The organism is Kitasatospora sp. NPDC054795 (genome assembly GCF_053611565.1).
Window position 1 is genome coordinate 1 of the sequence record NZ_JBSHAP010000174.1, and the last position, 14,805, is coordinate 14,805.

Genomic DNA, 14,805 nt, shown 5'->3' on the forward strand with positions numbered 1-14,805 from the left:
GGGGGGCGCCGGCGCGGGCTCCCCCCGGGCCGCCGGGCCGGTGCCGGGTTCAGACCGTCCGGCCCATCCAGGCGGCCAGCCGGGTGTGCACGTCGGCGTCCTCGGCGACCGGCCGGACGGCGGCGAACGGGACACCCGGCACCCGCTGTTCGGCCGGCAGCACGAACTCGGCGACGGCCAGCGCGGTCCGTGCCAGGTCGTCGTCCAGGGCGAAGCCGTTGCCGAGGCTCGCGGCGATGTCCCCGGAGTGGGTCACCAGCTCCATCAGGTAGCCGCCCACGGCCGCCGCGCCGGGCACCTCGCCCCAGGGGGCGACGGTCGGGCGGCCGAGCTTGGCGTCGTCCGCCCAGGCGGCGGTGACCCGGGCGCGGGCCCGGCCCAGCGCGGCCGGCCAGCCCTCGTCCGAGGGGTCCTCGACGGCGGCCACGACGTCCTCGGCCCGGCCGCCCTCGCCCATGTACGCGAACCGGTGGATGCCGCCGACCACGTGGTTCAGCAGCTGACGCAGGGTGAACTCGGTGCAGGGGGTGGACCGGTCGAGGTCGGCCGGGGTGATCGTGGCGAACAGCTTCTCCAGCTGGTCGAGGGCGGTCAGGTACTGCGGGCGGGCATCCTGGACGGCGGTCATCGGCGCTCAACTCCCTGGTGTCGGGTGGTCTTTCGGGCTCGGAACGCAATTTCCCAGTAAAACCTGACAACTGCCGTCAGGATTACTGGGATTCTTGGGGCATGAAGGCCGACCGCCTGCTCTCGATCCTGCTGCTGCTCCAGACCCGCGGCCGGGTGTCCGCCACCGAACTCGCCGAGCGGCTGGAGGTGTCCGTCCGCACCATCTACCGCGACGTCGAGTCGCTCTCCGCCGCCGGGGTGCCGGTGTTCACCGAGCGCGGGCGGCACGGCGGCATCGGCCTGCTGCCCGGCTACCGTACCGACGTCACGGGCCTGACCGCGGACGAGGCCAGGGCGCTGTTCGTGCTCTCCGCCCAGGGCGCGCACAGCGACCTCGGGCTGGACGGGGCACTCGGTTCGGCGCTGCGCAAGGTGATGGCGGCGCTGCCGGCCCCGCACCGGCCGGCCGCCGAGCGGATCAGCGAGCGGATCCTGGTCGACCCGGCCCGCTGGATGCAGACCCCCGGCGCGGTCGGCCCCGCCGCCGGGCCGGACCTGGGCGAGCTGCAGTACGCCGTCTTCGCCGACCGGCGGCTGCGGCTGCGCTACCGGCACGGCGGCACGCCCTCGCCGGTGGAGTACACCGTCGACCCGTACGGGCTGGTGAGCAAGGCGGCGGTCTGGTACCTGGTGGCCGATCTGCACGGTGAGCCACGGCTGTTCCGGGCCGACCGGGTGCTGGCCGCCGACACCACCGAGGAGACGGTGCGGCGCCGGGCCGGGGTCGGCCTCGGCGACGTCTGGGCGGTGCTGCGCGAGCAGGTGGAGCGGCTGCCGAAGGACCTGCCGGTGCGGGTGCGGGTCCGGCGCGGACGGCTGGACATGTTCCTGCGCATCCACGGGGGCCGGGTCACCGCGCCGCCGCCGGAGGCGGGTGCCGGGCCGCCCGAGGAGTGGGCCGAGGTGGCGATGGCCTTCCCGGCCCCGGCGGCCGTCCGGTCGCTGCTGGCCTTCGGCGCGGACGTCGAGGTGCTGGTCCCGCCGGCCGCCCGGCGCGAGCTGGCCAGGGCGGCGGCGGAGGCCCTGCGGCTGTACCAGGACCAGCCGTCCTGAGCCCCCCGGGGGGCGGGCCTCAGGAGCCGGGGTTGGCCCGGACCACGTCCTGGTAGCGGCCGAGCGAGATCGCCGCGAAGTTGCGCAGGCTGTCGGTGCCCTCGGTGAAGTAGCCGTTGTGGCCGGCCGCGCGGGCCGAGGAGATCTGCTCGGAGCCGAAGCCGCTCGCCGTCGGGTCGGCGCCGTGGCCGAGCCCGCCGACCTCCAGGAACGGCACGTTGCCGATCCAGTCGCTGGGGTTGCGGGTGGCCCAGACGTGCACGCCGGCGCCCAGTTCGGTGGTGCTCTGCACGCCCATGCCGGGGCTGCCGAAGACCACCAGGTCGGTGATGCCGGAGGTGTCGGACGGCGAGGCCGCCGCGCGCGGGATCTCCGGGGCGGCGGTGCCGCAGACCACCGAGCCGTACGAGTGGCAGAGCAGCGACGGCGGCGCGTCCGGCCGGGTGGTCTCCTTCAGACCCGAGAGCAGCCGCTCCAGCCGGGGGGCGGCGACGTCGGCGAGCCGGGAGGTGGCGGCGTCCGGGCCGAGGCCGGAGGGGGTGACGTAGCCGGTCCAGGAGATCACGGCGGTCCGGGTGTTCGGCGCCTGGCGCCGCTCCTCGGTGTAGAGGGCCCGGGCCATGCCGGCCGGGGAGCGCAGCGGCTCGGCGGCCTGGTCGTGGTGGCCGAGGTCGGCGTCCGAGCCGGGGACGAGCACGGAGATCCGCTCGGCGTCGGCGAGGTCGCCCCACACCTCGCTGACCAGGCCGCGGCCGCGCGGGTCGAAGGCCAGGACCTGCCGGCCGGGGGCGAGCAGGTGCTCGACGTCGTTGGCGCGGGAGACGGCCAGCGCGCGGGTGTCGGAGTCCAGTTCGCGGTCGGCGGCGCGGACCAGGGCCCGGTCGCGCTCGGCGGCCAGGGCGATCCTGTTGGCGCGGTAGCGCAGGTCCAGCGGGGCGCCGTCGTAGTTGCCGACGACCAGCGGGTACTGCTGGATCAGCCGGTCCAGTTCGGTGGGCGCGAGCGAGGCGAAGAACGCCGCGGCGGCGGCCGGGGTGGTGGTGGCCGGGTCGGGCAGGGAGTGGCCGAAGGAGTGGTCCTGGACCCAGGCGGCGCTGCCGGCCGGAGGCGTGGAGATCGCCAGCTGTTCGGAGGAGACCGCGGCCGCGGCGGCGGCGCCTCCGGCGTCGGCGAGCACCGCGCAGCCGGCGAACGCCCCGATCAGTACCCGCTTCCAGCGCCGACGGTTGCGCACCGCACCAACTCCCTTGGGGCCCGTCACCGTTTCGCGGGCGGTGCCCGGAGGGTGCGATGGCTCTGCTGACTTCCCTGCGCAAGCCTAGGGGGCCCGGAGGGAGGACGGGAACGCCTAAACTGTGGGATGGATCACATGAACCCGGGGTGTCCGCGCGACGTCTCCCAGTGGTTCGGACGGTGGCCCGCGCGGCCGTTCGACAGGGTCGCGCTCAGGCGTCGAACTCGCGCACCAGGCGCTTCGGCGCCGTCCGCCGCCAGGCCTCGGTGACGAGGTCGTGCAGCTCGTCCCGGTCCACCAGGTCCAGCCGGACGCTCACCCAGCCGTGCCGTCCGACGTACGGGGCGGAGGAGAACACCTCGGGTTCGGCGGCGAGCAGTTCGGCCTGCTCCTCGGGGGAGGCCTTGACGGTGACCCGGTCCCCGTCGGGCGCGCCCATCGCGAAGATCCGGCCGCGGACCCGCAGCGTCTCGATGTCCCAGGTCGGCTCCTGGGCGGCTTCCGGCAGGGCCAGCGCCATCGTGCGGAACTCGTCGAACGTCACCATGGCGGCAGGGTAGGGCAGGACACCGACAGCGCGCCGCAGGGGCGCGGACCGATCGGTCCGCGCCCCTGTCGCATGCTGTGCTCCGCCCGGAGCGGCCCGCACCCGGTGGGCCGTCACACCACGCCCAGCGCGTACGCGGCGAAGAGCGCCGCCGCGGCGCCGGCCACCGCCTTGCCGCCCCGCGAGAAGGCCGTCCACGGGCCGTCGAACCGGCGGGTGAACCAGCCGATCGCCACCAGGGCGGCGCCGAACAGCGGGAGCAGGGCCAGCCGGGCGGCCGCCCAGCCGAGCGAGTCCGGTGCGGTGGTCAGCCCGGGGACGGCGCCCAGGCCGGCCGCGCCGGGCACCGCCACGGCGAGCATCGCGCTCTGGTGCCAGCAGAAGATCGTCATCGCCGACAGGTTGACCGCCACCACCGGCAGCCAGAGCAGCGGACGGCGGCTCAGCAGCCGGCCCAGCCGCTCCCGCAGCAGCACCGCGGCGCCGCACTGCACCGCGGCCAGCGCGAGCACCAGCAGGGACGGCGGGTGCGAGTTGGTCCGCTCCACACCCGGGACGCCGACCATGCTGGCCGGGTAGTGGAACACCACCAGCAGGACCGCGAACAGCGCGGCGCCGCCGAACAGCAGTACCCGGGCCGCCGACCGGCCGAGCCGGCCCTGCGCCCACAGCACGCCCAGTTGGTAGCCGAACATCCAGCCCGGCAGCAGGTTCAGCAGGCTGAGCCAGCCCGGCGTCGCGTCGGCCCACGGCCCGTACCGCAGCAGGTCGACGGTCGCGACCGAGGCCACCAGCAGGGCCGCCGACCAGCCGCCGAACCGCCGCCCGAAGGCCACGCAGAGCGGGGTGAGCGCGGTCAGCGCCAGATACACCCCGATGTACCAGAGCGGCTGCGCCACCAGGGTGGCACCGGTGCGCAGGGTGTCCGCGGGCACGCCGAGCCGGGGCAGCAGCGGGATCAGCAGCGCCCACACCGCCGTCACCCCGAGCACCGGGCGCAGCAGCCGGACCGTCCGGCCGCGCATCCAACTCCCGTAGGACAGGCCCTTCTCCCGGGCCCGCTCCAGCGAGCGGACCGAGGAGTGACCGCCGACCAGGAAGAACACCCCGAGCATCTGCAGCACCCAGCTGGCCGGGGCGAGGAAGCCGAGCGAGGAGAGCGGGCTGGCGTTGTGCAGGGCGCCGTCGGGGGAGAGGGTGAGGCCGCCGAGCATCCAGTGGCCGATCGGGACGGACAGCAGGGCGAGGGCGCGCAGCCCGTCCAGGGCGCGGTCGCGGTGGGCCGGGGTCTTCGCGTCGACCCGCGCGGCGGCGCGGCGCAGCGCGGTGAGCGGCCGGGGGGTGCGGGGCCGGGGGGTGCGGGGCCGGGGGGTGCGGGGCTGCGCGGTGCGGGGCCGTGGGGTGAGGGTGCTGGCCATGGTGGTGCTCCTTCCGGTGCGGGCGGTCAGGCGCGGCCGAGCGCGACGGCGGCGTAGGCGGCGAGGGAGGCGGTGCCGGGGGCGAAGTAGCCGTCGTGGCCGTGGGATCCGGTGGCGGGCAGCGGGCGGGCGCCGAAGCCGGGGGCGGTCGGGTCGGCGCCGTGGCCGAGGCCGAACAGCCGGACGTTGGGCACGTCGCCGATCCAGTCGGAGTCGTTGCGGGCGGTGGCCCAGAGCGGGACGCCCGGGTCGAGGTCGGCGGCCGAGCCGATGCCCATGCCGGGCGAGCCGAGCACCACCACGCCGGAGGCCTGCGCGGGGGTGGGGCGGGCCAGGCCGCAGACGACCGAGCCGTAGCTGTGGCAGAACACGGTGGGCGGGGCCTGCGGGCGGGTGGTGACGGCGAGTCCGTCGAGCAGCCGGGTGAGGCGGGGGGCTCCGGCCCGGGCCAGGTCCTCGGTGGCGGCGTCCGGGCCGAGGCCGAGCGGGGTGGTGTAGCCGGCCCAGGCGATCACGGCGGTCCGCCCGTCGGTGGCGTCCAGCAGCGCGCGGGCCATGCCGGCGGGGGTGCCGTACGGGCCGGACGTGCGGTCGAAGCGGAGCAGGTCGATGTCCGAGCCGGGGACGATGACGGCGGTGCGCGGGGCGGTGGCGAGGTCGCCGAACACCTCGGCGACCTGGCCGCGGCCGCGCGGGTCGAAGGCGAGGATCCGCCGGCCGCCGTCCAGCAGGGTGCGGTAGCGCTCGGCGCGGGTGCGGGCGGCCTCGTGGTCCTGCGGGGTGAGGGCGGGGTCGGTGGCCCGGGCGAGTTCGCGGGTTCGCTCGGCGGTCAGGGCCAGGGCGTTGGCGCGGTAGCGGAGGGCGACCGGGGCGCCGTCCAGGTTGCCGACCACCAGCGGGTGCCGGACGGCCAGGGCGTCCTGCGCGGCAGGGGGCAGCTCGGCGAAGAACGCGGCGACGCCGGCCGGGGTGGTGGTGGCCGGATCGGGCAGCCGCCGGCCGAGCGAGGAGTCGGCCGTCCAGGCGGCGCTGCCGGGCGGCGGGCCGGTGACCGGGGTCTGGGTGTCGGCGGCCCAGCCGCCCGCGCCGAGTACGACCGCCAGTGCCACCGCGGTGGCGGCGATCGCCCGTCCGGCCCGAAACCTGCGCATGTCCTTGCCCTCCCTCGTCCGTTCGGCCGCCGAATCCGTTCGGCGTCCGATGGGGAGGAAGGTAGGAACGCGACGGCCCCGCGGACGTCACACCGCGGGGCCAACTCCCGGGTGCTACCCGGGTATCAGAAGGGGGCGAACGGCTGCCCCTACTGACCGGGGGTCACCAGGCCGGACTCGTAGGCCAGGACGACCGCCTGGGCGCGGTCGCGCAGGCCGAGCTTGGCGAGGATGCGCCCGATGTGCGTCTTGACGGTCTGCTCGGCGAGCACCAGCTTGGCGGCTATCTCCTGGTTGGACAGGCCGCGGGCGATCAGCTCCAGCACTTCGGTCTCGCGCGGGGTCAGGCCGTTGAGCCGCACCTTGGGGTCGTGGCGCTTGGCCGGGCGGGTGCGGGCGAAGTCCTCGATCAGCCGGCGGGTCACCGACGGGGCGAGGAGCGCCTCGCCGGCCGCGACCACCCGGACCGCGGCGATCAGGTCGGCCGGCGGGGCGTCCTTGAGCAGGAAGCCGCTGGCCCCGGCGCGCAGCGCCTCGTACACGTAGTCGTCCACGTCGAAGGTGGTCAGCATCAGCACCTTGGGCCGGTGGGCGCCCGGCACGGCCGGGTCGAGCAGCCGCCGGGCCGCCTCCAGGCCGTCCATGACGGGCATCCGGACGTCCATCAGCACCAGGTCCGGGTGGGTGCGGCCGTTGACCTCCAGGGCCTGGGCGCCGTCCGCCGCGTCCCCCACCACGTCGATGTCGCTCTGGGCGTTGAGCAGGGCCGCGAAGCCCGCACGCACCATGGCCTGGTCGTCGACGATGATCACGCGGATGGTCATGCGGTGGTCTCCCGGGGGGTGTCTGGAAGGTCGAGGGGCAGGACGGCGGCCACCTTGAAGCCGCCGTCCGGCAGCGGGCCGGTGTCCAGCCTGCCATCGACCAGCCGGACGCGTTCACGCATTCCGACCAGCCCCTGCCCGGTGCCCTCGACCGAGGCCTCCAGTGACTCGGTGCGCTCCGGCGGGGGCGCGTTGACCACCGTCACCAGCAGCGCCGGGCCGTCCGCGGTCAGCGACACCCAGGTCCGCGCGCCGGGGGCGTGCCGCACCACGTTGGCCAGCGCCTCCTGCACGATCCGGTACGTGGACAGGCCGACGGCCTGCGGCACCAGGTCCACCAGGTCCGGCTCCACCGTCAGCTCGGCCGGCACCCCGGCCCGGCCCACCGTCTCGACCAGCTGGGCGAGTTGGCCGACCCCGGGCTGCGGTGCCTTCTCCCCGCCGGACTCCTCGCTGCGCAGCACGCCGAGCAGCCGGCGCATCTCGGCCAGCGACTCGCGGGCGGTGCCGGCTATCGCGCCGAACTCCTCGGCGGCCGCGTCCGGCACCCCGGTGATCCGGTACGGCGCGCTGGCCGCCTGCACCGCGATGACCGACATGTGGTGCGCCACCACGTCGTGCAACTCCCGTGCGATCCGGGCGCGTTCCTCCAGCAGGGTGCGGCGTTCGCGTTCGGCCTCGCTGATGTGCTCCTGCTCGGTGAGCAGCCGGCGGGCCACGGCGCGGTCCCGGACGGCCCAGCCGAGCAGCAGCGCGGCGCCGCTGAGTGCGATCAGCAGCACGGTGGTGCCGTCGCCGGAGCGGGGCAGGCCGAGGGTGGTGGTGAGCGCGGTGAGCAGCACGGTGGCCACCCAGACCGAGACCACGGTGGCCCGGCTCTCCCGCAGCGCGAGGGCGAGCAGCAGGAAGACGTAGGCGATGATCATCGGGGCCGTCCACGGCCAACTGCCCATCAGCTGGTGGTGGCGGGCGGTGATGGCGGCGGTGGTGACCATGGCGGCGGCGCTGATCCACCAGGCGGTCAGCGGCCGGGTGACGGCGAGGAACAGCGGTGTGGTCTGGGCGATGGTGAGCGCGGCGGCCACCGGCAGCACCAGGTCGTAGAAGCTGACCAGGTTGGCGATCCCGGTGGGGATCAGCGAGCCCTGCAGGGCTATCACGACGATGTACGGCAGTCGGCGCACCCAGCGCCGCCGGGAGTCGCCGAGCAGTGGGGTCTCGTCCTTGCTCGGGGTGGTCAGGTGGTGCCGCAGGGCGCGCAGTTGGCGCAGTGCGAACGTGCGGGTGTCGGCTTTGGTGGGCGTCTTCATCGTGGGCCAGCCTAGGAGGGCGGGCCGCGTGGGTCGTCGCACTGGAGCGCGAACTTCCGCGGGGCTACCGGGGTACCGGGTGATACCCCGGTATGACCCGGGTGCTACGCGGGTGCGGCGCCGGGTGTTACGCGGGGCTGCGCCAGTGGCCGGCCAGGGCCGGGCCGAGCTGGTCGAAGTAGCGTTCGATCACCGCGACCATGCCCTCGGGGCCCGCCGGTGCGTGCTCGGCGCTCCAGGACAGGTGGGCCGAGCGCAGCAGGCTGCCGAAGACGGCGGCGAGCACGGCGGGGCGCAGGTCCTCGGCGGGGTCCAGGCCCTCGCGTTCGGCGAGCACCTGGACCACCAGGCGCTCCTGTTCGGTGACCCGGCGCAGGTGGGCGGCGAGCAGCGGGGGCGTCTCCTCGATCATCCGCATGAGCTCCAGGGCGCTGTGGATCGAACCGGGGCCGGCGGACTCCTCGCTGCCGAGGTCGCGCCAGGCCTTGACGATCGCGGCGCGCAGGGCCTGGAGCGGGGCCTCCTCGGCCGGGCGGTGGCGCAGGCACTCGATGAAGTAGTCCTCGGCCACGGCCATCACGGCGAGTGCGACCTCGTCCTTGTTGGCGAAGTAGCGGAAGAAGGTGCGCTGGGAGACGTCGACGGCGGAGGCGATCTCGTCGACGGTCGTGTGGGCGAAGCCCTGCCTGAGGAAGAGCAGGTGGGCGGCCTGGATCAGGGCGTAGCGGGTCTGCTGCTTCTTGCGCTCGCGCAGGCCCGGCGCGCGTTCGGGGCCCGCCGGGGTGCCGGTGGTGCGGGGGGTGTGAGCGGCCATGGCGGGGGCCTTCCGGAGCGCTGGGTGTGACGGGTGGGACCACAACTTTAGCGCTCTGACAAATGGCAGTGATCGTCAGAAGTCACTGTTTGCCGAATGTCAGAGGCTGACATAATCTGCCGGGGTGGCGCCCGTCGGGCCGGGGCACCTGTGGGGACGGGTGGGCCGGGGCGCCACGACCATGTCCCGCACCGAGCCACGCCCCCGGAGGGCCCAGATGAGTCAGTCCGTCGTGAAGAACTCCGAGGCGGACGCACCGCCGAACCCACCGTCGGGGGGCGGTCTCAAGGGACACCCCTGGCTGACCCTGCTGACCGTCGCGGTCGGCGTCATGATGGTCGCGCTGGACGGCACGATCGTCGCCATCGCCAACCCGGTGATCCAGGAGAAGCTGCACGCGGCGCCCTCCGAGATCCAGTGGGTCACCAGCGGCTACCTGCTGGCCCTGGCGGTCTTCCTGATCACCGCCGGCAAGATCGGTGACCGCTTCGGCCACAAGACCACCTTCCTGGTCGGCGCGGCGGGCTTCGCCGTCACCTCGGCCGCGATCGGCTTCGCCGGCAACATCCAGACCGTGATCGCCTTCCGGGTGCTCCAGGGCCTGTTCGGCGCGCTGCTCCAGCCGGCCGCGCTGGGCCTGCTGCGCGGGGCCTTCCCGGCCGAGAAGCTCAACATGGCGATCGGCATCTGGGGCGGCGTGATCGGCGCCTCCACCGCGGCCGGACCGATCGTCGGCGGCCTGCTGGTCGAGCACGTCAACTGGGAGTCGGTGTTCTTCATCAACATCCCGGTCGGCCTGGTCGCGCTGGCACTGGGCGTGTGGATCCTCAGGGACGTCCGGGCCGAGAACGCCGCCAAGTCCTTCGACCTGCCCGGCATCGCGCTGCTCTCGGTGGGGATGTTCGCGCTGGTCTTCGGCATCATCAAGGCCCCCGAGTGGGGCTGGGGCGACGCCCGGACGCTGCTCTTCCTGGGCGGCGCGGTGCTGCTGATGGTGCTGTTCGCGCTCTGGCAGGGCAAGGCCCGCGAGCCGCTGATCCCGCTCGGCCTGTTCCGCTCGGTGCCGCTGTCGGCGGGCGTCCTGCTGATGGTGCTGATGGCCTTCGCGTTCTTCGGCGCGATCTTCTTCGTGACCTTCTACCTCCAGAACGTGCACGGGATGAAGCCGGTCGAGGCCGGCGTCCACCTGCTGCCGATGACCGGGATGATGATCATCGGCTCGCCGCTGGCCGGCCTGGCGATCGGCAAGCTGGGCCCGCGCATCCCGATCGTGGCCGGCATGCTGATCACCACCACCGCGATGTTCGGCATGTCCACCCTGGACACCGGCTCCGGCAACGGCGTGATGTCGCTCTGGTTCGTCCTGATGGGCCTGGGCATCAGCCCGGTCATGGTCGGCGCCACCGAGGTGATCGTCGGCAACGCCCCGCTGGAGCTGTCCGGCGTGGCCGGCGGCCTCCAGCAGGCCGCGATGCAGGTCGGCGGCAGCCTCGGCACCGCGGTACTGGGCGCGCTGATGGCCGCCAAGGTCGGCGACGTCCTGCCGGGCAACTGGGCCAAGGCCGGCCTGCCGCCGGTGGATGGCGCGGCGGGCGAGGGCCTCAAGCAGGCCGCCCAGCTGGGCATCGCCCCGCCGGCCCCGGCCGGCACCCCGCAGCAGGCGGTGGACGCGATGGCCGGCGCCGTCCACGAGTCCTTCGTGAGCGGCATGTCGCTGGCCTTCGCGGTGGCCGCCGTGGTGGCCTTCGGCGCCGCCGTGCTCGGCCTGCTCACCCGCCGCGGCGCCACCGACGCGGGCCCGGCCGTGCACATCTGACCGGCCCCGCCGCGCCACGGCCCCGGACTCCTCGGAGTCCGGGGCCGTCGTGCTGCTGCCGTGGGCCGCGGCGTTCCCCGAGGGCCACCGGCGGGCCGGTCCGGGCGGCGGGCCGAGGGCCGGGCCGGGGACCGAACGGAGGGCCGCGCCACGGCGAACGCCGAAGGGCCGGACCCCCCGACGGGAGTCCGGCCCCTCAGTGCCTACGGGCTGATCAGGCCTCGCCGCCGGCGGCACCCGGGTCGGCCGCGGCCACGTCCAGCAGCTGGTAGCGGTCGATCGCGTCCTTCAGCGCCGAGCGGTCGATCTTGCCCTGCTTGGCGAGCTCGGTGAGCACCCCCAGGACGACCGACTGCGCGTCGATGTGGAAGAAGCGACGGGCCGCGCCACGGGTGTCGGCGAAGCCGAAGCCGTCGGCGCCCAGCGACTGGTACTGACCCGGCACCCAGCGGGCGATCTGGTCCGGCACCGCGCGCATCCAGTCGGACACCGCGACGACCGGGCCCTCGGCGCCCTGGAGCTTCTGGGTGACGTACGGCACGCGCTGCTGCTCCTCGGGGTGCAGCAGGTTGAACTCCTCGGCCTCCACCGCGTCGCGGCGCAGCTCGTTCCAGGAGGTCGCGGACCAGACATCGGCCTTGACGTTCCACTCCTCGGCGAGGATGCGCTGGGCCTCCAGGGCCCACGGCACGGCCACGCCGGAGGCGAGGATCTGGGCCGGGATCTGGCCGGCGGTGCCCGGCGCGTACCTGTGCAGACCCTTGAGGATGCCCTCGACGTCCACGTTCTCGGGCTCGGCCGGCATCTTGATCGGCTCGTTGTAGACGGTCATGTAGTAGAACACGTCCTCGCCGTGCGGGTGCTCGGCGCTGGAGCCGTACATCCGCCGCAGACCGTCCTGGACGATGTGCGCGATCTCGAAGCCGTACGCCGGGTCGTACGCGACGACACCCGGGTTGGTCGAGGCCAGCAGGTGCGAGTGGCCGTCGGCGTGCTGCAGGCCCTCACCGGTCAGCGTGGTGCGGCCGGCGGTGGCGCCGATCACGAAGCCGCGGGCCAGCTGGTCGGCCATCTGCCAGAACTGGTCGCCGGTGCGCTGGAACCCGAACATCGAGTAGAAGACGTACACCGGGATCAGCGGCTCGCCGTGGGTGGCGTAGGAGGAGCCGGCGGCGATCAGCGAGGCGGTGCAGCCCGCCTCGGAGATGCCGTCGTGCAGCATCTGGCCGGTCGGCGACTCCTTGTAGGCGAGGAGAAGGTCCCGGTCGACCGACTCGTAGGTCTGGCCGAGCGGGTTGTAGATCTTCGCCGACGGGAAGAGCGAGTCCATGCCGAAGGTGCGGTACTCGTCCGGCGCGATCGGCACGAAGCGGTTGCCGATGCCCTTGTCCCGCATGAGGTCCTTGAGCACCCGGACGAACGCCATGGTGGTGGCGATGGTCTGGTTGCCGGAACCCTTCTTGACCGCCTTGTACGCGTCGTCGCCGGGCAGCTCCAGCTTCCGCGGGCGGACCTTGCGGGTCGGCACGTAGCCGCCCAGCTCCTCCCGGCGGTCGTGCATGTACTGGATCTCCTCCGAGTCGCGGCCCGGGTGGTAGTAGGGCGGGTAGCCCTCCTCGAGCTGCTTGTCGGTGATCGGCAGGTGCAGCCGGTCGCGGAAGCGCTTCAGGTCCTCGACCGTCAGCTTCTTCATCTGGTGAGTGGCGTTGCGGCCCTCGAAGTTGGGGCCCAGCGTCCAGCCCTTGACCGTCTGGGCGAGGATGACCGTCGGCTGGCCCTTGTGCTCGCGGGCCGCCTTGAACGCCGCGTAGATCTTCTTGTGGTCGTGGCCGCCGCGACCCAGGTGCTGGATCTGCTGGTCGGTCATGTTCTCGACCATGGCGCGCAGGCGCAGGTCGCCGCCGAAGAAGTGCTCGCGGATGTACTGGCCGGTCTCGGTGGCATAGGTCTGGAACTGGCCGTCCACCGTGGTGTTCAGCTTGTTGACCAGGACGCCGTCGCGGTCCTGCGCGAGCAGCGGGTCCCAGCTGCGGTCCCAGACCAGCTTGATCACGTTCCAGCCGGCGCCCCGGAACTGGGACTCCAGCTCCTGGATGATCTTGCCGTTGCCGCGGACCGGGCCGTCCAGGCGCTGCAGGTTGCAGTTGACCACGAAGGTCAGGTTGTCCAGGCCCTCGCGGGCGGCCAGCGACAGCTGGCCGAGCGACTCGGGCTCGTCCATCTCGCCGTCGCCGAGGAAGGCGTAGACCTGCGAGTCGGAGGTGTCCTTGATCCCGCGGTGCTCCAGGTAGCGGTTCATCCGGGCCTGGTAGATCGCGCCGAGCGGGCCGAGGCCCATCGAGACGGTCGGGAACTCCCAGAAGTCCGGCATCAGCCGCGGGTGCGGGTAGCTGGAGAGGCCGTACGGGGCCTTCGACTTCTCCTGGCGGAACGCGTCGAGCTGCTGCTCGGTGAGCCGGTCCAGCAGGAAGGCGCGGGCGTAGATGCCGGGGGAGGCGTGGCCCTGGAAGAAGACCTGGTCGCCGGACTCTCCCTCGCCGTCCTTGCCGCGGAAGAAGTAGTTGAAGCCGACGTCGTACAGAGACGCGGAGGAGGCGAAGGTGGCGATGTGGCCACCGACGCCGATGCCCGGGCGCTGCGCCCGGGAGACCATGACGGCCGCGTTCCACCGGGTCGCGTTGAGGATCTTCCGCTCGATCTCCTCGTTGCCGGGGAAGAACGGTTCGTCCTTGGTCGCGATGGTGTTGACGTAGTCCGTGCTGCGCATCTCGGGCACGGCGACACGCTTCTCGCGGGCGCGCTCGATCAGCCGCAGCATCAGGTAACGGGCACGCTCACGCCCCCGCTCGTCGATGGCCGCATCGAGCGACTCCAGCCATTCCGCGGTCTCCTCGGGATCGAAGTCCGGGACCTGACTCGGAAGGCCGCCAATGATGATCGGGTTGCGATCGGATCCGGAAGCCACGCTGTTCCTTCACTGTCGGTCGAAACTGAGGTGTGTCGCGCCGCCTCCATCGTGCTACCGCGTTCGGAGATCCGTCATCTCTACCGATCGGTAACCGGTCCGCCCGGCGGGCGGCCCGGTCTGGCGGCGTACGGTGCGGGCGTCTTCGTCCGCTCCGCACACCCCCGGGTGTTACGAAAAGAGGTGGTCCGACCTGGTGTCCCGTCCGCCCGATGGCGGGCGGCCGGGGTGAGGGCCAACAGGAGACTCTACGCCCGCGCACGCGCGGACCCGAATGCCGTTCGCATCTCGGGCGTGCGTACGGCCTGTGGGCCGGGACCACCCGAAGCATCCTTGGACCATGCAGAAAAGGGCAAATCGGTGTGATTCCCGCCACGTCGCGCGGCGTGTCCCCCTGCGACACGTCAACCTTTGGAGGGGATCGGGGGTCGGGTACTTGCGCGAACCGCCGCGCCCGTGTGGACTACGGCCACAGCCTCGGCATGGATGCCGGGCCGAATACTGGAGGTTATTCCCGTGAGCGCGACCGCGGACCCCGCGGACAAGTCCAACCCGGCGACCCGTCTCGGCTTCGAAGAGGGCCAGATCATCCAGGAGCTGGGGTACGACGACGACACTGACCAGGAACTCCGCGAGGGAATCGAGGAGCTCATCGGGACGGATCTCGTCGACGAGGACTACGACGACGTCGCCGACGCCGTTCTGCTGTGGCACCGCGACGACGACGGGGACCTCACCGACGCCCTCGTCGACGCGCTGGAGTACCTCGCTGAAGGCGGCCTGATCTGGCTGATGACGCCCAAGACCGGGCGGGACGGCCACATCGAGGCCTCCGACATCAGCGACGCGGCCAAGACCGCGGGCCTCTCCCAGACCAGCTCGATCAACATCGTCAAGGACTGGGCGGCCACCAGGCTCGCGACCAAGTCCACGGCGAAGGGCGCCAAGCGCTGAGCGGGCTCTGAACCACATGCGGCGGGCCCCGCCGGAGGAATCCCTCCGGC

The 14,805-nt window shown here is 73.3% G+C and carries 12 protein-coding genes; 3 read left to right on the plus strand and 9 right to left on the minus strand.

Features of this window, described 5'->3' with window-relative positions:
- Window positions 1-49 precede the first annotated feature (49 nt).
- Window positions 50-628 (minus strand): TIGR03086 family metal-binding protein, encoded by a 579-nt coding sequence (locus ACWGJO_RS37675; protein ID WP_452190157.1) that lies wholly within the window; start codon window positions 626-628, stop codon window positions 50-52.
- 101 nt (window positions 629-729) lie between these two features.
- Between ACWGJO_RS37675 and ACWGJO_RS37680 the strand changes: the two genes are divergently transcribed.
- Window positions 730-1,722: a helix-turn-helix transcriptional regulator gene (locus ACWGJO_RS37680; RefSeq protein ID WP_452190158.1), complete on the plus strand. Its 993-nt coding sequence runs from the start codon at window positions 730-732 to the stop codon at window positions 1,720-1,722.
- 19 nt (window positions 1,723-1,741) lie between these two features.
- On the opposite strand, the gene ACWGJO_RS37685 is transcribed toward ACWGJO_RS37680, so the two are convergent.
- From ACWGJO_RS37685 to ACWGJO_RS37715, 7 genes are all read right to left on the minus strand, one after another.
- Entirely contained in the window at window positions 1,742-2,956 is a 1,215-nt protein-coding gene (locus tag ACWGJO_RS37685; RefSeq protein WP_452190159.1) for an alpha/beta hydrolase, read from the minus strand.
- Between the two features lie 211 nt (window positions 2,957-3,167).
- A complete protein-coding gene (locus tag ACWGJO_RS37690; protein WP_452190160.1) occupies window positions 3,168-3,503 on the minus strand; it encodes an MmcQ/YjbR family DNA-binding protein in 336 nt (111 codons plus the stop codon).
- A gap of 113 nt (window positions 3,504-3,616) precedes the next feature.
- Window positions 3,617-4,921: an acyltransferase family protein gene (locus tag ACWGJO_RS37695; RefSeq protein WP_452190161.1), complete on the minus strand. Its 1,305-nt coding sequence runs from the start codon at window positions 4,919-4,921 to the stop codon at window positions 3,617-3,619.
- A 26-nt stretch (window positions 4,922-4,947) separates the two neighbouring features.
- Window positions 4,948-6,072, minus strand: coding sequence for an alpha/beta hydrolase (locus tag ACWGJO_RS37700; protein ID WP_452190162.1), 1,125 nt, complete (start codon window positions 6,070-6,072; stop codon window positions 4,948-4,950).
- Window positions 6,073-6,221: 149 nt separating this feature from the next.
- The gene (locus ACWGJO_RS37705; protein ID WP_359913052.1) at window positions 6,222-6,896 is read right to left on the minus strand and encodes a response regulator transcription factor; all 675 of its coding nucleotides are present in this window, start codon (window positions 6,894-6,896) and stop codon (window positions 6,222-6,224) included.
- A complete protein-coding gene (locus ACWGJO_RS37710; RefSeq protein WP_452190163.1) occupies window positions 6,893-8,206 on the minus strand; it encodes a sensor histidine kinase in 1,314 nt (437 codons plus the stop codon). The genes ACWGJO_RS37705 and ACWGJO_RS37710 overlap by 4 nt, the downstream gene beginning before the upstream one ends.
- A gap of 127 nt (window positions 8,207-8,333) precedes the next feature.
- The gene (locus tag ACWGJO_RS37715) at window positions 8,334-9,020 is read right to left on the minus strand and encodes a TetR/AcrR family transcriptional regulator (protein ID WP_452190164.1); all 687 of its coding nucleotides are present in this window, start codon (window positions 9,018-9,020) and stop codon (window positions 8,334-8,336) included.
- Between the two features lie 217 nt (window positions 9,021-9,237).
- On the opposite strand from ACWGJO_RS37715, the gene ACWGJO_RS37720 reads away from it, so the two are divergent.
- Window positions 9,238-10,836: an MFS transporter gene (locus ACWGJO_RS37720; RefSeq protein ID WP_452190165.1), complete on the plus strand. Its 1,599-nt coding sequence runs from the start codon at window positions 9,238-9,240 to the stop codon at window positions 10,834-10,836.
- A gap of 214 nt (window positions 10,837-11,050) precedes the next feature.
- Here the strand turns inward: ACWGJO_RS37720 and aceE are convergent, their stop codons facing one another.
- Window positions 11,051-13,801, minus strand: a complete 2,751-nt coding sequence (gene aceE / locus ACWGJO_RS37725) for a pyruvate dehydrogenase (acetyl-transferring), homodimeric type (protein WP_452190166.1) — start codon at window positions 13,799-13,801, stop codon at window positions 11,051-11,053.
- A 516-nt stretch (window positions 13,802-14,317) separates the two neighbouring features.
- Here aceE and ACWGJO_RS37730 point away from each other — a divergent pair.
- Entirely contained in the window at window positions 14,318-14,755 is a 438-nt protein-coding gene (locus tag ACWGJO_RS37730) for a DUF3052 domain-containing protein (RefSeq protein ID WP_359913037.1), read from the plus strand.
- Window positions 14,756-14,805 lie beyond the last annotated feature (50 nt).